Genomic DNA, 17,055 nt, shown 5'->3' with positions numbered 1-17,055 from the left:
ACACCACCTTTTCGATCATCTCGACTGGGGGCTCAAGTCATACCGGGGCCGAAGGCCGGGAGCCTCCTTGCGAGGCCATGAAGAAGGTAACGGGGAAGCGGCTGTTCGTCGCCGTTGAGTGCTGCCTGCCGGGCCAGCTGGTCGGAGGCGAAATGGGACGCGAAGTCGTGTGCCTGACCGGCCAGAACGACGGTGCCGTCCCCTTGGCGAAGGACCAGCGACTGATGCCCTTGGGTGTGTCCGGGCGTCGGAATGATCCAGACTCCCGGCCAGACCTCGGTCTCCCCGGCGAGTTCCTCATAGGACGCGCCGGGAAAGTCGACCAGTTCATCGAAGGTGTAGTTGCCTCGGCGGGCGGCCGCCAGTTCGACATCCTGAACGAGGATGGGCCTGCCGCCCAGGAGGGGATTCCCGCCGCAGTGGTCGAAGTGAAGGTGGCAGTTGACGACCAAGGAGATGTCACCCAGGCCGACTCCAGAAGCCGACAGGGCATCCTGCAACGCACGGCGCCGGGGACGGTAATGTGCTTCGGTCTCGGGGTCCGAGGTGCCGATGCCCGTATCGAAGAGGATCAGACCGTGTTCGTGTTGCACAAGATAGGCGAGAACAGGTTCGACCCTCGGTTGTGGGCCACCCGTCTCTGACGCAGGCCGAATGAAGTACCCCAGATCGAGACGACGCACCGCCGTGTTCATCCCCATGCGGTCATCCTGGCAGCTCTCGGCGTGACCTCCGGGGCGGTCTGCCGACAGCGGAATCAACACCTATCCCGCCGATGGCGGACATGCCTTCGACCGCTGCGCGGTCTGCCCCGCGGTCTGCCGATCGGACGCCGGCGCGGGCGGCCGCACGTGCGGACGCCTCCCGCGTGCGACAGCGCCGCCCATGGGAGCCCGGCGCGGGCCTCTCAGCGACCTGAGCTGGCCAGGCCGTTCGACAGCCCGTATACGCAGATGGCAGGCTCTCGTCACATGGAGCTACTCGACGTCCTGACGGAACTTGCCCGGTCGGGGCGGCTGGGTCCGGTCGCGAACGGCGCCGCCTGGAGCGCGGTCACCGAAGCGCTCGGCCAGCCCTTCGAAGTGGTCGTCGGGAAGCGTCGGTCATGGCCGCGGCTGTTCGCCTACGGGGACCTCGAGCTGAGCGTCTGCCGCTGCCGGACGATCATCCTGGTCTGTCTCCAGACCTGGCGAGACACCGTTGAACTCCCGGTGGGACTGGTCGAACAGCGGGCGTTCAACGGCCACCCCACGTACGCCGAGGTGACCGAAGCCCTCGGCCGCGTCGGGTGCGCTTGGCAGCCCTACACGCCCCTGACCTTCGGCGACCAGTGCGCCATTCAGGCCATACCCTCCGGCGTCGTCTTCGTCTTCGAAAGGCCGGAAGGCCAAGCCCCCATCCTCAATGTCGTCGGCCCCCAGCCCGGCCACCACGACTGTTCGGCCGCCACGCGCACCAGTGGGATGCCAGGATGTCCGGGTGGTCAGCGCTGAAGAATGGATTCGGATCCGTCGCGGCCTGCGGTTCGGGCAAAGGTTCAGAGGGACGGTTACCGCAGTCCCGAGACCGGGTGTGATCGGCATCTTCGTCGACATCGGTCTTCCGGTCGGAGGGTTCGTCGATGTGATGCTTCTGCCGACGGTCGCAGAACGCTGGCCAGGCAAGGGAACCGAGGCCGAATTCGAGGTGTGGTGGGCCGATCAGCGGCCGCAGGTGCGACTCAAGCCGGTGGACCCGCAGTTCCTCCGCGACGACTTCGCCCAGTGGCAGGCGAACCGGCGGCCCGGCTGGCCCGAGAGCACGCCGGTGGACCAGGCATGGGTCGATGCGGCGGCGACGTCACTGCGGGCAACCGGCGTGATCGAGGAAACTCTGCGCGCCGCCGGCTGGTGGCCGGGACGGCGCGTCCCGGTCGACCGCTGGCGCGGCATGCTGGAGAGGACCCGCTTGGTCCGCATGCACGATGCCGCGGAAGCCTTCCTGACGGAGTTCGGCGACCTCGACGTGGAGATCAGCGGGCCGGGCATCACCTGCGCCAAGTCCCCTTTCGACTTCGTCCCTGACAACCTGATCGGCGAGGAGGACCGCTTCGCCGACTGGAGCGCAAGGATCGGGCACGCCCTCTTCCCCATCGGCGAACTCGATCAGGGCAGGTTCTTCCTCGGGATCGACGAGAGCAGCGAGATCTACCTGATCGAGACCTGGCTGGCCACATTCGGCCCCGCCTCGCAGGCACTTGAGAAGCTCATCCTGGGCATCACTCCACGGCGGATCGAGACGGCCGACTGAACAACTCCGAGACCGCTGTCACGCATCCGCACCGGACCTGAGTCCAACGGTCCCGCCCGTCATCGGGATGCCTCGACCGGAGGGTGAGCCAGCCTCGGGCCTGCTGCTTCATCCCCTCGCGCTTGCTGTTCGGCTCGGCGCCCGGCTGCCGCCGACGGTTGACTGCCGAACGGCAGCGGCTTCGCGAGGGATTACGGCTTCAGGCGGCCCGGAAGCGATGCCTCGCCCGCCCGGCCCATGTGTCAGAGCACGGCGAGGCGGTCCACCAGCAGCTCCACCCTCTGCTCGGTGTACTCCGGCGGCAGCCGTCCGGACCGGGTCAGGGTCGCGACACCGTGCAGGGACGCCCAGAACACCTCGGTGAACAGCCCCTGTTCGACGCCGTCCCCGGCGACCTCGCCAAGGCATTCCAGCAGCGCGGCGAAGGCGTCCTTGAGGGGTTCCGGGGTGTCCTCCTGCGCGTACGCCAGACCGCCGTCGAGCTGGAAGATGGCGTCGTAGACCGCCGGGTTGCGTTCGGCGAAGTCGAGGTAGGCGCGGGCGAGGGCGGCGACCCGTTCACGCGGGCCGTCCACGGCGGCGGTCGCGGCCCGCACCGCCGCGGCCAGCTCCGTGGCGCCCTGGAGGGCGACGGCGCCGATGATCTCGCGCTTGCCGCGGAAGTGGCTGTAGAGGACGGGCTGGCTGTACTCGATGCGCTCGGCGAGCCGGCGGGTGGTGACCGCGTCCCAGCCCTGCTGCTCGGCGAGTTCGCGGGCCGTCGCCACGATGAGGCGCTCGCGGCGGGCCCGTTCGCGCTCCTTGCGTTCCTGTACCGACATGAACTGATGCTAGCACCGCTAGACAAACAAGCGGCAGCAGGACTAGCGTTGCTTTGTCATCTAGCGCTGCTAGATCCCAGGAGGGGTCATCATGCTCAACGCACTCGAGGTCGTCACCATCGTGGTCGTCGGCGTGATGGTGGGGGTGGAGTTCTCCGTCGCCTTCGTCATGAACCGGATCCTCAACGCGCTCCCGGAGGACAGCGGCCAACTCGGCCATGCCCACGGGGGCCGGATGCTCGGCGCCGTGATGCCGGTCTGGTACATCGGCTCGCTGGTCCTCGTCGGCGTCTGGGCCGTCGCCGCGTGGCACCACCACAGCACCGGCCTCGTCGTCGCCGCCGGCGCGCTTCTGATGCTCAGCGTGGTCATGTCTGTTCTGCTGCTCGTTCCGATCAACAACCGGAACAAGACGTGGACCCCTGACAACCGGCCCGCCGACTGGAAGCAGCAGCTGAACCGCTGGGAGCGTTTCCACTACGTCCGTGTAGCCGTCCTCATCGCCGCCTTCGCCCTGCTGGCCGCCGCCGTCGTCTGATGTCACGGCCCACCCGCCTGGTCGTCAGCCGCAACCGCTCGGCCGTCCGCGAAGGGTGCGGCGCCACCACCTGCAGTCCCCATCCAGGACTCACCGAGCAGGCCATGCTCCCGTCCGCCGTCCGTGCGTCGGTACGCGGCATCCGGCACGTCCTCGGACGCCCTGGCTACGCCGGTCGCATCAGCAGACTCACAAGGAGAAGAGCACAATGCCGCTGAAGAAGATCAACACCGTCCTTGTCGCCGCCTTCGTCCTCTTCATCCTCTGGTTCGGGATGGAGTTCATCCTGAGCCCGGAGAGCACGGCGCCAAGCTTCGGCCTGCCGAGCTGGCCGTCCGGCGACGGCGGCGGCTTCCTGATCATCAAGGGAATCCGCGACATCGTCCTGGGCCTGGTCCTGGCCGTCCTTCTGCTGACAGGCCACCGCCGGGCCCTGGGCTGGGTGCTGCTGGTGGAGGCCCTCGCCGCGTACGGCGATATGACCACCGTGCTGGCTCACCACGGCTCCGTGGTCACCGCGCTCGGCGTCCACGGCCTGACGGCGACGTTCATGGTGGTCAACGGCCTGCTGATGATGTGCGAGACCCGCAAGGCCCTGGCCGCTGCGGCGGCGCCCGCCCCGCACCCCGCCTGATCCCATCGATCCGAGGTGGCCCGGGCCCCGGCCGGGCCACCTTGTCACGCGCCGATATCCGCGTGTCAGCGCCCACCTGGAAAGACAGCCCGTCCGATCTCGCCCACGCCGATGATGCCGATGCGCTGCACTGTGCCTGCCTCCATGGTGCGGTGGTCGTGACTCGTGACGGTGCCGATCCTCATGTGCCCGGCCCAGCTCCGGCGGCAGCCCGGCCCCGCCCGCGCCTCTTCCACAGAGCCACTTGCACCTCCCCAAGGCCGAGAGCCACCAGTCGACGACTGTTCGGTCGGCGGAACCGGCCTGTCTGCCGCCGCGAGGTTCGCCCGTCAGGGGCATGAGCGCTGTTCGGGGTCAGCGGGGCGGCTGATTGCCCGTGGCTTCGAGCCAGGCGGCACGTCGCCGGGCGGAAGACCGCGACAGCCAGGCATCCTCGATGAGCTCCTTCACCTCCTGGTGGCTGAGCTCCCCGATCCGGCTCGCCCGCAGCAGCACCGAGGGGTGCCCGTCGAAATGCGGTGTGGTGAAGAACGGGGAGCGGGGATCCTGCACAAGCGCCTGCTTGTCGGCCTCGGACGGCACCCAGAACACGATGACGTCCTGATAGCGCTCACCGGTCTCGGGATCGACCGCGTCCGGTCGCGGAGTGCGGAAGAACACGAAGGACTTCCGGCCAACCTGATAGACCGGGTTTCCCTGGGCACCGTGTTCCACGGTGACGTGCGGCATCGCCGACGCCAGTTCATGCACGTCCTCGACCCGTGCCCGCCGCAGCCCCATATGGGGAGGCTAGAACACATTGCTGCCGTCCGTCAGCCTTCCCCCGACGTGGTAGCCGAGCAGGGCCGTACTTACCGTCCCTTCAGGAGTCGGGTGCGCGGCCGTGCGGAAGTGCTCGCCGTTCACGGGACGTTGAGCAGGACGACGTAGACGCCGGCGCCGATGCCGACGCTGAGAACGGTGCGCCTGCCGAAACCCAGGTGGGCACCGATGGCGATGGCGACGGCGAGCAGGGCATACCAGGCGCCGTGCGGGTCTTTGGTCATCGTGCCGTGAGGGGGAACAGCAGGCTGTCGTCCCCGGTCTGTCAGTGCCAGGTGGGAAGCTGCCCGGCATGATCGAACCGAATCCGAAAGCGGACCTTCTCCGGTACCTGCAAGAGGCACGTGATGCCCTGGTGTGGAAGCTCGACGGGCTCTCGGAGTACGACGTCCGCCGTCCGCTGACCCCCACGGGCACCAACCTGTTGGGGCTGGTCAAGCATGTCGCCGGCGTGGAGCTGGGGTACTTCGGCGACACGTTCGGACGGCCGTTCTTCGGCGAGGAGCCGCCGTCCTGGTGGTACACCGAGGAGACAGAGCCGAACTCGGACATGTGGGCCACCGCAGAAGAGTCACGGGACCAGATCGTCGGGCTGTATCGCCAGGCGTGGGAGTACTCCAACATCACGATCTCGACGCTGACGCTCGACGCGATCGGTCACGTCCCGTGGTGGCCGGAGGAACGGCGAGCGGTGACGCTGCACCACGTCCTGGTGCGCGTGATCTCTGATACGCAGCGGCACGCCGGACAAGCGGACATCGTGCGAGAGCTCATCGACGGATCCGTCGGACATCTGCAAGGCAAGGACAACATGCCGCCAGAGGATCGGGCGTGGTGGGAGGGCCACCGGAGCCGGCTGGAACGCGTGGCGCGTGAAGCCGACGGATGAGCTTGCCCTGTTGCCGACCCCGTTGGCTCCGGGGTCGGCCATGCGCACGCCGGTCAGCCGTCCGCGGTCTGCTCGGCCAGGGCGTACCCGCGTCTGAGGGTGCCCATCCCCGGCCTCTGTCGCGGGCCCGGTGAAGAGCCAAGCATCGCACGGAACCCGGTACGCGGACGCCTGCGGACCGATCCCCTCTCCCCTCGCCCGCTCCCGTAAAGGTTTCCTTGACATGAAGCGGGATGTAAAGGCACCCTTTACGCATGGCCGATGCTTCCCAGACCCTCGCCGCCCTCAGCAACCGGCTGGCCGAGCAGGCGTCTGCCCTGGCGCGGGCCGTGAGCAGCCCGGTGGAGGCGCCTGCCTACCTCGACCTGGTCCGGCGTGCGCGGAGCGCCGACGACCTGGCGGAACAGGTGCTCAAGCTGTGCGTGCAGCAGTGCCGGGACGCCGGTCACACCTGGCAGGAGATCGGGGACCTGCTCGGCGTCACCCGCCAAGCCGCCTTCCAGCGGTTCGGCAAGCCCATCGATCCCCGGACGGGAGAACCCATGGACAAGACGGTGCGCATGGCCGACGCCGCGGAACGCTCGATCGCGATCGTCACGGCCGTCCTCGAAGGACGTATGGAAGAAGCGAGGCGGTCCTTCAACGCGCAGGTCCTGGAAGCCTTCACCGACGAGGTGCGGGGCGACGCCCTGGCCACGGTCGCCGGTCTCGTCGGCGCGTTCGAGGGATTCGGCGAGGGCGAGCCGTTCGTCCGCCGAATCGGTGATCACACGGTCGTGGACATCCCGCTGCGCTACGAGGCCGGTGACATGAAGGCGCGGGTGGCGTTCGACACCGACGAGAAGGTGGCAGGACTCTTCATCCTCGCCCCCGAAACCCCATGAGATGCACGCCGCCCCGCCGCGGGTGACGCTGCATGCTCCCGAGCCCGACCCCGCTCATGCCGGCCGACCCCCTCGGTTCGTCACCGCCCGCCGCTGGTCATGTCGAGTGCCTCCCACTCCTTGACCGGCAGGGCGAGGAGGTGGCGGATCCGTCTCGGGTCGGGCAACGGGCCGTGATCTCCGGTCACTTGGAGGGCCGACACCGCGGTGATGTGTCCCAGCCTGAGTGCCTGGACCACGGTGGCCCCCCGCAGCAGGCCCGCGAGCATGCCCGCGGCGAAAGCGTCGCCGGCTCCGACGGGTTCCACCACGGTCGTCCGCAGCGCCGGCACCGTGTGGCGGCCCGTGCCGGTGAAGGCGGTGGCGGCGTGTGCGCCGTCCTTGACGACGAGGATGCGGGGATGCGGGAGCAGGCGCCGTAGGCCGGTCTCCGTCAGGTCTTCACCCCACAGGCCCTGGGCCTCGTCGAGGCCGACGAAGACGATGTCCGCCCGGTCGGCGAGTTGGCGCAGCACGGTGGGTGCCGTGCCCTCCGGCCACAGGGCGGGCCTGTGGTTGACGTCGAAGCTGACGGCGCGGGACCGCTGGTGCGCGGGGGTGTTCAGCGCCCTCGTGACCAGCTCCCGGCAGGACGGCGACAGGGCCGGCGTGATGCCGGTGAGGTGCAGCAGACCGGCCGAGCGCACAGGCTCCTGATCCAGCAGCTCGGGGCCGAGCGCGCCGGCCGCGGAGCCGGTTCGGTAGTAGTGCACGCGGGTACCGCTGGTGCCGGGGTTCTTCACGAGGAGTCCCGTGGGGCGCAGGGCGTCGGTGCGTACGTGCGACACGTCGACTCCTCCGGCGGACACGGCGGCGCGGACGCGCCTGCCGAGTGCGTCGTCTCCGAGGGCCGAGACCCAGGTGACGGGGATGCCGTGGTCGGCCAGGTACATGGCGACGTTGGACTCCGCCCCTGCCACCGACAGGGTCAACTGGCCGGCTTGCTCCAGTGGTTGGGGAGGATCGGGCGCCAGGGCGGCCATGGTCTCGCCGATGCACACCACGCGGCCGGCGGGGGGACGCCATGGCATTGTCGTGCGCTCTGCCGTCCCGCTCACGCGGGCCTCCGCGCGGGCGCTTCGGCGCGAGTGGCGTCGTCGGAAATCAGGGTGGACGACGGTCGAAAGGGCGCGGCAGGATTCCCGGGTACCTCGACCGGGACGCTGAACAGGGCGCCGTCGTACCTGCCGGGCGGGTTCAGACCCAACCGGGCGGTGGTGATGTGCAGGACGTCGCCTTCGAGGCACACGCCCGCCGGCCGGCTCGCGGGCAACCGCACGACACGGTCCAAGGTGCCGTCGGGAAGGTGGCGGCGTACCGTCCCGCTGCCCCAGACGGCGACCCAGAGCGCGCCTTCCGCGTCGATGGTCATCCCGTCCGGGCTGCCGTCGTCGACGGTGACGAACACCTCGGGCGTGCCGAGCCGGCCGGTCGGCGGGTCGACCGGGTGGCGCCGGATGACGCCCCGGGCGCTGTCGGCCAGGTACATCGAACGGCCGTCCGGGGTGAACACCGGGCCGTTGGGCACGGTGAGGCCGTCCAGGACGCGTACGACGGTGCCGTCGTGGTCCACCCGGTACAGCGAGCCTGCTCCTTCGCGAGCGTCGTACGCCATGCTGCCGGCCCAGAACCGGCCTGTGGGGTCGGCGACCGCGTCGTTCATGCGCATGCGTGGGCCCGGCCGGTCCTCCGGGCGTGCCGTCCACCTCGTGGTGCCGTCGGGGTGCAGAAGGCAGATACCGGTTCCCGCCGCCGCGATCCAGGTGCCCGGGTGGCCGGCCACGGGGGCGACGGCCCCCAGCGGGGCGGGGAGCCGCGCGATCGTGTGCAGGGGCGCGGTGGGATCGTCCGGGGCCGTGAGCAGGCGGCCGGCCAGCAGGTCCACAAGGACGACTTCGGTTCCCGTCCAGCGGATGCCTTCGCCGAGTTCCAAGCGGTCGGGTCGCGTGGGGAGGGGTTCCGCGGTCACGGGGCCGCCTCCGCCACGACGGTGCGGAAGGCGCGGGCGCGGCGCCTGAGATCGTCGAGGCTGCCGCCGTCGGCGGCGTCACCGACGAGCGGAGAGCCGACGCCGACCGCTGCCGCGCCGGCGGCCAGGCAGTCACGGGCGACGGCCGCGTCGACCCCGCCCACGGGGACGAGCATGGCGTCGGGGAACGGGCCGCGCAGGGCCTTCAGGTACGCCGCTCCCCCGGCCTGGGCGATGGGGAAGACCTTCAGTGCCGCCGCGCCCATCCTGCGGGCGGCGATCACATCGGTGGGGGTGAACACACCGGCGAGGACCGGCATGCCGAGGTCGTGGGCCGCGGGTATGCCCTCGCCGAGGCCGGGGGTGACGACGAACGCGGCGCCCGCTCGGTGGGCGGCGCGGGCGTCGTCGGCGGTCAGGACGGTGCCTGCGCCCAAGTCGTGGTCAACGCCGAGGAGTTCACGGGCGCGGGCTATCACGGTGAGGGCGTCCGTGCCGGTGAGCGACACCTCGATGAGCGTGATGCCCTCCTCGGCCAGGGTGAGCACGGTGCGCAGGGAGGCGTCGGCGTCACGTCCGCGGACGACGGCGAGCAGGCGGTGGGCTGCCAAGGCAGCGGGTAGATCCACGGGCCGGTCTCCTTGACGGGGTTCAGGGGCAGCGGCAGGCGGCGGTGAGGGTGAGTCGCCAGCGCACCTGTGCCGCGGCGGGCACGCGTGCCGCGTCCTCGGGGCCTGCGTCGGCGAGGTCGAAGACGCGGCCGAGCATCGGTTCGACGCCCGTGCTGCGGTAGGGGTCGGGCTCGGGGAAGCCGCCGAGGTTGCGCCACAGGGCGATCGAGACGGGCTGTCCGGCCGCGTGCAGGCTCAGGGCCAGCCGGTCGCGGCCGTCGTGCACGCAGCACCGGTCGGTGGCGACGACGGCTCCGACCGCGGTGCCGTCGTCGGGGCCGAGCCGGTCGAGGGCCAGTCCGCGAGGGGTGGGCCAGGCGCCCTCGATCCACGCTGCGCCGGAGGGCCACCGCTCCTTCAGGAGGGGCGTGGCCTCGGGGAAGAGGCGGGTGGTCGCGCCCGCGCTCATGTGCAGGGTGGCCTCAGGTGACAGGTCGAGCAGGGCGTGGGCCGCCCAGACGAAGCGGAACCCCGGTGCGGCGGTCAGCGTGTAGTCGGCTTCGGCGCCGTCGGGCGTCGCGCGGAGGGTGCGGGCGAGGGTGAAGGAGTCGCACTCGACGCGGTCGGTGTCGCCGTCCCGGGTCCACGGGCGGGACCAGGCGTCGCCGTGGTCGGGGCGGCCGCGGACGGTGGGTACGCACTCCTCGAGGCCGCCCGCGTCGACGAACGCGGCGCCGGGGACGGCTCGGTCCCGTTCCGGCGCGTGGCGGTGCCAGAGCCATTCCCGCCCGTCGGCGCGCAGCGATGTCCAGCGGCCGCCGTGCGCGAGGTCGGTGACGATGTCGACCATGCGGCTCACCACTCCGCGAACGAGCCGTCGGGGTGCCGCCAGACGGGGTTGCGCCAGGTGTGGCCGGCGCGGTCGGCGGCGCGTACGGCCGCTTCGTCGAGGGTGATGCCGAGGCCGGGGGCGTCGCTGCGGCGGGCATGGCCGTCGACGAACCGGAACGGTTCGGGGTCGGCGACGTACGACAGCAGGTCGGCGTCCTTGTTGTAGTGGATGCCGCGGCTCTGCTCCTGGATGAGGAAGTTGGGGGTGGCGAAGGCGATCTGGAGGCTGGCCGCGAGGGCGATGGGCCCGAGGGGGCAGTGCGGGGCGAGCTGGGCGCCGAAGGTGTCGGCGAGGGAGGCGATGCGGTGCACCTCGGAGATGCCGCCCGCGTGGGACAGGTCCGGTTGGGCGACGGCGATCCCGGCGGTGAGGGCGGGCACGAACTCGGCGCGGCAGTAGAGGCGTTCGCCGGTGGCCAGCGGCACCGTGCCGGCGGTGACGAGGCCGGGCAGCAGATGGGTGTGCTCGGGGAGCACCGGTTCCTCCACGAACAGGGGGTGGAGGGGGGCCAGTTCGGCCAATACCCGGCGGGCGCCGGCGGCGGTGAAGCGGCCGTGGAAGTCCACCGCCACGTCCCGGTCGGGGCCGAGCGCGTCGCGGGCGGCCGCGACCCTCTGTACGACGGCTGCCGTCTCGGCCGCGGTGGTGATCGGTGAGGTGGCTCCGGCGGCGTTCATCTTCACCGCCGTGAATCCGGCCTCGACCTGGGCCGTTATCTGCTCGGTCAGCTCGGCGGGCTCGTCCCCGCCGACCCAGGCGTAGACCCGGACGCGTTCGCGCACGGGGCCGCCCAGCAGGGCGTGCACCGGAGCGCCGTAGGTCTTGCCGGCGATGTCCCACAGGGCCTGGTCGAGGCCGGCGACCGCGCTGGAGAGCACGGGGCCGCCGCGGTAGAAGCCGCCCTTGGTGAGCACCTGCCAGTGGTCCTCGATGCGCAGCGGGTCCTGGCCGAGGAGGTGTTCGGCGAGTACGTCGACGGCGGCGCGGACCACCTCGGCGCGTCCCTCGACGACGGGTTCGCCCCAGCCGACCACGCCGTCGTCGGTCTCGACCCGGCAGAACAGCCAGCGCGGCGGAACCAGGAACGTCTCGATGCGGGCGATCTTCACTTGCCGCCGGTGCCTTTCGTGTCGTCGGGGCCGTCGATCCGGTCCAGGTCGCGGCCGGCCTGTTCGAGCAGGGCGTGCATGGCGGCCTCGGCGGCCTGCGGGTCCTGCGCCCGTACGGCGTCCAGTACGGCGCGGTGGGCGGGGACCGGGTCTTCGCTGTGCGGGGAGCTGTGGACCAGGCGGTCGCGGTGGGCGAGGCCGGACTCGATGACCATTTCCATGCGCTCCAGCAGCTCGTTGTGGGTGGCGGCGAGCAGGGCGCGGTGGAAGGCGAGGTCGGCCTCGACGGCGTGGCCGGGGCCGGCGTCGTGCTCGCCCATCGCCGCGACGGCGGCGTCCAGGGCGGCGAGGTCGGCGTCGGTACGGCGCTGGGCGGCGAGGCGGACGGCGGCCGGTTCGATGATGGCGCGCACCTCGGCCAGGTTGCGCAGCAGCGCCCGGTCGGTCTCGCCGGCTCCGCCGCCCTCGAACTGCCAGCGCAGGACGTCGGCGTCGAGCAGGTTCCAGTCGGCGCGGGTGCGCACGAAGGTGCCGCGTTTCTGCCGGGCGTCGACCATGCCCTTGGCGGCGAGCACTTTCAGGGACTCGCGCAGGGCGGTGAGGCTGACGTCCAGTTCGCTCTGCAACGCCACCAGGTCGAGCGTGGCCCCCTCCGGGATCTCACCGCTCAGGATGCGGCGGGCCAGCGCCTCGACGGTCTGGCCGTGCACGCCGCGACGGGCGTAGGGCGTCATGTCGTACAGCCTTTCTCCTCGGATGTGCACGGGTCGGACGGATGCGGATCGGATGTGCACGTGCTCCATCTGACCACGGCGGTGATCACGCGGACTCCTTGACGACGCTCCAGCCCCCGTCGACGACCAGGTGGGCGCCGGTGACGAAGGAGGCCTCCTCGGCGCTGAGGAAGGCGATGGCCGCGGCCACTTCCGCGGGGGTGCCGAAGCGGCGGACCGCGGTCCCGGCGACGCTGCGCTCGCGTTCCTCGCGCGGCACCCGGTCCCAGGCCGCGGTGAGCACCGGTCCGGGGAGGACCGCGTTGACGCGCACCTCGGGCCCGTACTCGACGGCGAGTTGGCCGCACAGGGAGAGCAGTGCGCCCTTGGAGGCGGCGTACGCGGGGTGGCCGGGGATGCCGGTGCGGGCGTGGACGGAGGAGGTGAGCACCACCGCCCCGCGGCGGGCGCGCAGGTCGGGCAGGGCGGCCCGGAAGCCGAGGAAGGCCGCGGTGAGGTTCACGGACAGCTGCCGCTGCCAGGACTCCAGGGACATCTCGTGGGCCGGGGTCACGTCGACGGTGAAGGCGTTGCTGACCAGGACGTCGACGGGCCCGTAGGCGTGGGCGGCGGTGACGATCCGCCGCCAGTCCTGCTCCGCCGCGACGTCGGCGGTCACGAACCGGGCCTGTCCGCCGTCCTCGGTGATGCGCGCGGCGACGGCCTCGCCGCGCTCCTCGGCGACGTCGGCCAGGACCACGGCGGCGCCCTCCCGGGCGAGGCGTTCGGCGGTGGCGGCACCGATGCCGGAGGCTGCTCCGGTGATCACGGCCGTGCGGCCGGTGAAGCGGGCGCCGTGCCGTCGTGCGGGCTCCATGGGGTGCGGGCTCCTTCTCGTCCGGGGGTGCTTCGCCGGCTGCCGGTCCGGTGCGGCGGTGCGGGTATGGGGCTACTGGCGTGCCAGAACCACCAGTTCGGCATCATGGTCGGCGCTCCACGCGAACGGCAGGCCGTAGTGCAGCAGGTGGGCGCCGCTGTACGTGGCCGCGGTCGCGGTGTCGCGGTAGGTGGCGACCGGTTCGAGGCCGCGCAGGCGGAGCCGGGCCGGGCGGCCGGGCACGAGCGGGGCTCCGTCGAGGCGGCCGGTCGCGAAGGCGGCGACGACGGTACGGCGGCCGTCCCGGGCGTCGTACTGGACTCCGCAGGTGGCGTCGCCCGGCGTGCCGAGCAGCCGGGTCTCGCCGTGGTGGACGACGTCCCGCACGTCCTTGTACCGGGTGATCCACCGTGCTGCCTCGGCGCGCTGCTCGGGTGTCCAGGCGCGCAGGTCCGCGCCGACGCCGAGGACCCCGCACATCGCGGTGACGAACCGGAAGGCGAGAGTGCGCGGGCGGGGGTCGAACACACCGGGTGCGTCGGTGACCCACGAGCTCATCACGTGCGGGGCGTGGGCGTGCAGGAAGCCGTGCTGGATGGCCAGCCGGTCCAGCGGGGCGGTGTTGTCGCTGGGCCAGACGACGTCGGTCCGTGCGAGGGTCGCGTGGTCGACGCGGCCGCCGCCTCCGGCGCAGCCCTCGATGGTGACGTGGGGGTGCGCGGTGCGCAGGTGGTCCAGGACCCGGAGGTAGCCGTGAACGTGCTGGGCGTCGAGGTCCAGGCGGTCCGCGGAGCCGGCGCCGGGGCGGCCGCGCTCGGTCGGCGGGCGGTTCATGTCCCACTTCAGGTAGCCGATGTCGTAGTCGCCCAGCAGCCGGTCGAGGGTGGCGAGGACGAAGTCCTGTACGTCGGTGCGGCCGAGGTCCAGCAGGAGCTGGTTGCGGATGCGGCGGGCGGGGCGGTCTTCGATCCGGTAGACCCATTCCGGGTGCTCGGCGTGCAGGCGGCTGCCGGGGCTGACGGCCTCGGGTTCGATCCACAGGCCGAAGTCCAGCCCGAGGGCGCGGATGTCGTCGACGAAGCGGTGGAAGCCCTGGGGGAAGGCCGCCGGGTCGGGGTGCCAGTCGCCCAGGCCCCCGGTGTCGTCGGTGCGGCCGGTGAACCATCCGTCGTCCACCACGAACAGCTCGGCGCCGATGTCCGCGGCCGCCTTGGCCAGTTCGAGCTGGCTCGCGGCGTCGACGTCGAAGCCGGTGGCCTCCCAGGAGTTGTAGAGGACCTTGCGGGTGCGGTGCAGGCGCTCGCCTGCGAGGCGCCGCTCGTAGCGGTGCCAGACGCGGGACAGTCCGTCGAGTCCGTCCGGGCTGAAGGCGCAGGCCAGGCGCGGGGTGGTCAGGGTGTCGCCGGGCGCCAGGCGCACCGCGCCTTCGTGGGGTACGCGCCCGGCGCGGACGCGTACGGCGCCGCCGGGCTCGGCGTGCGCGGTGATGTGCCAGTTGCCGGGCCACTCCAGGGCGATGCCGTAGGCCGGGGCGGGGGCGTCGTGCGGTGCCGTCGCGTCCTGGACGGCGAGCCAGGGCGCGTACGCGTGACCGGGCACGCCCTGGGTGCTGCCCATGGTGAACGTGCCCCGTGTCAGGTCGAGTTGCGTGTGCTGGAACTCCTGGGACCACTGGCCGGTGAGGTAGGTGAGCCGGGCAGCGGTGGTGACGGGGATGTTCACGGCGGCCGAGTCCAGCCGTTCCAGGCGCAGGTCCTCATCGCCGGTGCAGGTCAGCTCGGTCCAGCGGTGCAGGACGTCGGTGTCCGGCACGGTGGCGTAGCACAGGGTGGTGCGCAGGCCGAGGACGTCGTCGGTGAAGGTGAGCCGCAGTGTGCCGGGGCCGTGATGTGCCCCGTCGAAGGTCCACCACACTCCGCGTTCGGCGCCGGGCCGTGCGGCGACGAGGTCGGCGCCGGTGAAGGGGCGCAGCCCCTGGGGCAGGTACTCCGCGGGTGCGGCGTCGGCGGGGATGATGAAGTGGGTGCGGTGGGACCAGTCCAGCGCGGACGGCCCGTGTTCGGCTCCGTGCGGTCCCCAGGCCTCCAGTTCGGCCCAGGGGCCGTCCGGGGAGAGCCGGACGGTGTAGCTGGTGTGGTCGGTGCGCAGGGTCCAGCGCCGGTGCGGGGTCACTTCACTGCTCCGAGGTTCAGGCCGGCCACGAAGTGGCGCTGGAAGCGCAGGAAGACGGCGACGGTGGGGACGGCGGCGATGACGGATCCTGCGGCGATCACGTTCCACATGGACACGTACTGTCCCTGGAGTCCGATGAGGGCGGCGGTGATGGGCATCCTGGTGTCGCTGCGCAGCACGGTGATCGCCCACAGCAGGTCGTTGAAGATCCAGGTGAAGGACAGGGCGCTGAGCGCGGCGAGCGCCGGCCGGGTGAGCGGGAGGATGATGCGCCAGAAGATCTGCCAGGGGCCGGCGCCGTCCACGACTGCCGCCTGCTGGATCTCGGCGGGGATCGCGCGCATGAAACCGTGCAGGACGAAGACGTAGAAGCCGACGCCGAAGCCGATCTGGACGCCGATCAATGCGGGCAGGGTGTCGTAGACGCCCATCATCTCGCTCAGCTTGGACACCGGGATGAGCAGGATCTGCGGGGGCAGCAGGTTGCCGCCGAGCATGAGCAGCAGCAGGAAACGGCGGAAAGGCATCTCGTAGCGGCTGAGGGCGAACGCCGCCATGGCCGCGAGCGCGAGGGTCACCAGGACACAGGGGACGGTCACGATCAGGCTGTTGATCAGGGCGCGCTGCTGTCCGCCGTCCACCCAGGCCTGCCGGAAGTTGTCCAGAGTGAAGGAGCGGGGCCAGCTGCCCAGGCCGTGGGCGGCGATGTCGTTGAAGGAGCGCAGGCTGGTCACGACGACCAGGAGGATGGGCAGCAGCCACAGGACGGCCAGCGCTCCGGCGCCGAGGTGGAAGCCCGCGGTGGCGGCCCGTCGGCGGCGCAGCGCGCGGGCGGACGTGTGGGGGTGGGCGGCGGACATCAGTCGGCCTCCCGGAAGGCCCGTACCAGATAGGAGGCGATGACTCCGAAGGCCAGCAGGAAGATGACCACGGCCAGGGCGGAGCCGTATCCCAGGCGCAGGGACTGGAAGGCGGTGGAGTACATGTAGGTGCTCAGCAGTTCGGAGGAGTGGTAGGGGCCGCCGCGGGTCAGCGACCAGACCACGTCGAAGGAGCGCAGCGAGTCGATGATGATGACGGACAGCACGACGGCGTTGACGCTGCGCAGCTGAGGCAGGGTCACATGGCGGAAGCGCTGCCAGGCTCCGGCGCCGTCGACCTTGGCCGCCTCGTACAGCGCGGGGTCGATGCCTTTGAGGCCGGCGAGGTAGAGGACCATCACGTAGCCGATCTGCCGCCACAGCGCGGGGACGATGACCGCGTACAGGGCGGTGTCCTGGTCGGCGAGCCAGGCGTGGCGCAGGCTGTCCAGGCCGGCCGACTCCAGGAGGCGGTTGAGCACGCCGTCCGGCTGGTAGACGGCCTGCCAGACCAGGGCTGTGGCGACGAGGGAGAAGACGACGGGCAGGAACAGGGCCGCGCGGTAGAAGCCGACGCCCCGGCGCTCCTGCTGGAGCAGCAGCGCGGCGGCCAGCCCGAGCAGGGCGGACAGGCCGCCGAAGAGCGCCAGCCACAGCACGGTGTGGCCGACCGCGCTGCGGAAGACGTCGTCGCCGGCCATCTCACGGAAGTTGCCGAGGCCCACGAACTTCGGCGCGGAGACCCCGTCCCAGCTGGTGAGGGCGAGGTAGAAGCCCTGCAGCGCGGGCCAGAACACCCATACGGCCTCGGCGAGCAGGGGGACGAGGACGAAGGCGAGGACGAGTGGAGGTGTGCGCCGGGGGCCCCGGGCCCGGCCGCCTCGGGGCGGCGCGGGGACCGGGGAGGTGCGGTGCGGTGTGGTCAGGACGGCCATG

General features: G+C 71.4%; 20 protein-coding genes. 6 read left to right on the top strand and 14 right to left on the bottom strand.

The features are described from left to right. Nucleotides 1–32: 32 nt before the first annotated feature. A complete protein-coding gene (locus tag ACGFZN_RS18045) occupies nt 33–701 on the bottom strand; it encodes an N-acyl homoserine lactonase family protein (RefSeq protein WP_393859434.1) in 669 nt (222 codons plus the stop codon). A gap of 270 nt (nt 702–971) precedes the next feature. Between ACGFZN_RS18045 and ACGFZN_RS18040 the strand changes: the two genes are divergently transcribed. Both ACGFZN_RS18040 and ACGFZN_RS18035 read left to right on the top strand, forming a co-directional pair. Then, on the top strand, nt 972–1,493 hold the full coding sequence (locus tag ACGFZN_RS18040) for a hypothetical protein (RefSeq protein WP_393859433.1): 522 nt from the start codon (nt 972–974) through the stop codon (nt 1,491–1,493). A 79-nt stretch (nt 1,494–1,572) separates the two neighbouring features. Then, nucleotides 1,573–2,289, top strand: coding sequence for an SUKH-3 domain-containing protein (locus ACGFZN_RS18035; RefSeq protein WP_393859432.1), 717 nt, complete (start codon nt 1,573–1,575; stop codon nt 2,287–2,289). A 242-nt stretch (nt 2,290–2,531) separates the two neighbouring features. Here the strand turns inward: ACGFZN_RS18035 and ACGFZN_RS18030 are convergent, their stop codons facing one another. After that, nucleotides 2,532–3,110 (bottom strand): TetR/AcrR family transcriptional regulator, encoded by a 579-nt coding sequence (locus ACGFZN_RS18030; protein ID WP_393859431.1) that lies wholly within the window; start codon nt 3,108–3,110, stop codon nt 2,532–2,534. Nucleotides 3,111–3,201: 91 nt separating this feature from the next. Between ACGFZN_RS18030 and ACGFZN_RS18025 the strand changes: the two genes are divergently transcribed. Both ACGFZN_RS18025 and ACGFZN_RS18020 read left to right on the top strand, forming a co-directional pair. After that, nucleotides 3,202–3,648, top strand: coding sequence for an anthrone oxygenase family protein (locus ACGFZN_RS18025; protein WP_393859430.1), 447 nt, complete (start codon nt 3,202–3,204; stop codon nt 3,646–3,648). A gap of 208 nt (nt 3,649–3,856) precedes the next feature. Then, nucleotides 3,857–4,282: a DUF4267 domain-containing protein gene (locus tag ACGFZN_RS18020; RefSeq protein ID WP_393859429.1), complete on the top strand. Its 426-nt coding sequence runs from the start codon at nt 3,857–3,859 to the stop codon at nt 4,280–4,282. 354 nt (nt 4,283–4,636) lie between these two features. Here ACGFZN_RS18020 and ACGFZN_RS18015 read toward each other — a convergent pair whose 3' ends face one another. Both ACGFZN_RS18015 and ACGFZN_RS18010 read right to left on the bottom strand, forming a co-directional pair. Beyond that, nucleotides 4,637–5,062, bottom strand: coding sequence for an MmcQ/YjbR family DNA-binding protein (locus ACGFZN_RS18015; protein ID WP_393859428.1), 426 nt, complete (start codon nt 5,060–5,062; stop codon nt 4,637–4,639). A 122-nt stretch (nt 5,063–5,184) separates the two neighbouring features. Then, the gene (locus tag ACGFZN_RS18010) at nt 5,185–5,328 is read right to left on the bottom strand and encodes a hypothetical protein (protein ID WP_393859427.1); all 144 of its coding nucleotides are present in this window, start codon (nt 5,326–5,328) and stop codon (nt 5,185–5,187) included. A gap of 68 nt (nt 5,329–5,396) precedes the next feature. On the opposite strand from ACGFZN_RS18010, the gene ACGFZN_RS18005 reads away from it, so the two are divergent. Beyond that, the gene (locus ACGFZN_RS18005; RefSeq protein ID WP_393859426.1) at nt 5,397–5,993 is read left to right on the top strand and encodes a DinB family protein; all 597 of its coding nucleotides are present in this window, start codon (nt 5,397–5,399) and stop codon (nt 5,991–5,993) included. Nucleotides 5,994–6,247: 254 nt separating this feature from the next. Further along, a complete protein-coding gene (locus ACGFZN_RS18000) occupies nt 6,248–6,877 on the top strand; it encodes a DUF3887 domain-containing protein (protein ID WP_393859425.1) in 630 nt (209 codons plus the stop codon). An 80-nt stretch (nt 6,878–6,957) separates the two neighbouring features. Here the strand turns inward: ACGFZN_RS18000 and ACGFZN_RS17995 are convergent, their stop codons facing one another. The 10 genes from ACGFZN_RS17995 to ACGFZN_RS17950 form a co-directional block, all read right to left on the bottom strand. Continuing rightward, nucleotides 6,958–7,947, bottom strand: coding sequence for a sugar kinase (locus ACGFZN_RS17995; RefSeq protein ID WP_393859424.1), 990 nt, complete (start codon nt 7,945–7,947; stop codon nt 6,958–6,960). Nucleotides 7,948–7,970: 23 nt separating this feature from the next. Next, nucleotides 7,971–8,885 carry an SMP-30/gluconolactonase/LRE family protein gene (locus tag ACGFZN_RS17990; protein WP_393859423.1) on the bottom strand — a complete coding sequence of 305 codons (915 nt, stop codon included), beginning with the start codon at nt 8,883–8,885 and terminating at the stop codon, nt 7,971–7,973. Beyond that, on the bottom strand, nt 8,882–9,514 hold the full coding sequence (locus ACGFZN_RS17985; RefSeq protein WP_393859422.1) for a bifunctional 4-hydroxy-2-oxoglutarate aldolase/2-dehydro-3-deoxy-phosphogluconate aldolase: 633 nt from the start codon (nt 9,512–9,514) through the stop codon (nt 8,882–8,884). Before ACGFZN_RS17985 ends, ACGFZN_RS17990 begins: the two co-directional genes overlap by 4 nt. Before the next feature lie 22 nt (nt 9,515–9,536). Then, nucleotides 9,537–10,346: a hypothetical protein gene (locus ACGFZN_RS17980; RefSeq protein WP_393859421.1), complete on the bottom strand. Its 810-nt coding sequence runs from the start codon at nt 10,344–10,346 to the stop codon at nt 9,537–9,539. 5 nt (nt 10,347–10,351) lie between these two features. Continuing rightward, nucleotides 10,352–11,497 (bottom strand): galactonate dehydratase, encoded by a 1,146-nt coding sequence (gene dgoD, locus ACGFZN_RS17975; protein ID WP_393859420.1) that lies wholly within the window; start codon nt 11,495–11,497, stop codon nt 10,352–10,354. Next, nucleotides 11,494–12,231: a FadR/GntR family transcriptional regulator gene (locus ACGFZN_RS17970; RefSeq protein ID WP_393859419.1), complete on the bottom strand. Its 738-nt coding sequence runs from the start codon at nt 12,229–12,231 to the stop codon at nt 11,494–11,496. Before ACGFZN_RS17970 ends, dgoD begins: the two co-directional genes overlap by 4 nt. 85 nt (nt 12,232–12,316) lie before the next feature. Beyond that, complete coding sequence (locus ACGFZN_RS17965; RefSeq protein ID WP_393859418.1) at nt 12,317–13,087, bottom strand: SDR family NAD(P)-dependent oxidoreductase; 771 nt, start codon at nt 13,085–13,087, stop codon at nt 12,317–12,319. A 72-nt stretch (nt 13,088–13,159) separates the two neighbouring features. Next, entirely contained in the window at nt 13,160–15,259 is a 2,100-nt protein-coding gene (locus tag ACGFZN_RS17960; RefSeq protein ID WP_393859417.1) for an alpha-galactosidase, read from the bottom strand. Then, nucleotides 15,256–16,119, bottom strand: a complete 864-nt coding sequence (locus tag ACGFZN_RS17955; protein WP_393859416.1) for a carbohydrate ABC transporter permease — start codon at nt 16,117–16,119, stop codon at nt 15,256–15,258. Before ACGFZN_RS17955 ends, ACGFZN_RS17960 begins: the two co-directional genes overlap by 4 nt. Further along, entirely contained in the window at nt 16,119–17,054 is a 936-nt protein-coding gene (locus tag ACGFZN_RS17950; protein WP_393859415.1) for a carbohydrate ABC transporter permease, read from the bottom strand. Before ACGFZN_RS17950 ends, ACGFZN_RS17955 begins: the two co-directional genes overlap by 1 nt. Nucleotide 17,055: the final 1 nt, after the last annotated feature.

This window comes from Streptomyces sp. NPDC048192 (assembly GCF_043202415.1).
GTDB lineage: Bacteria > Actinomycetota > Actinomycetes > Streptomycetales > Streptomycetaceae > Streptomyces.
Note: the sequence above shows the minus strand (reverse complement) of the source record. Positions and strands in the feature narration are given on the sequence as shown.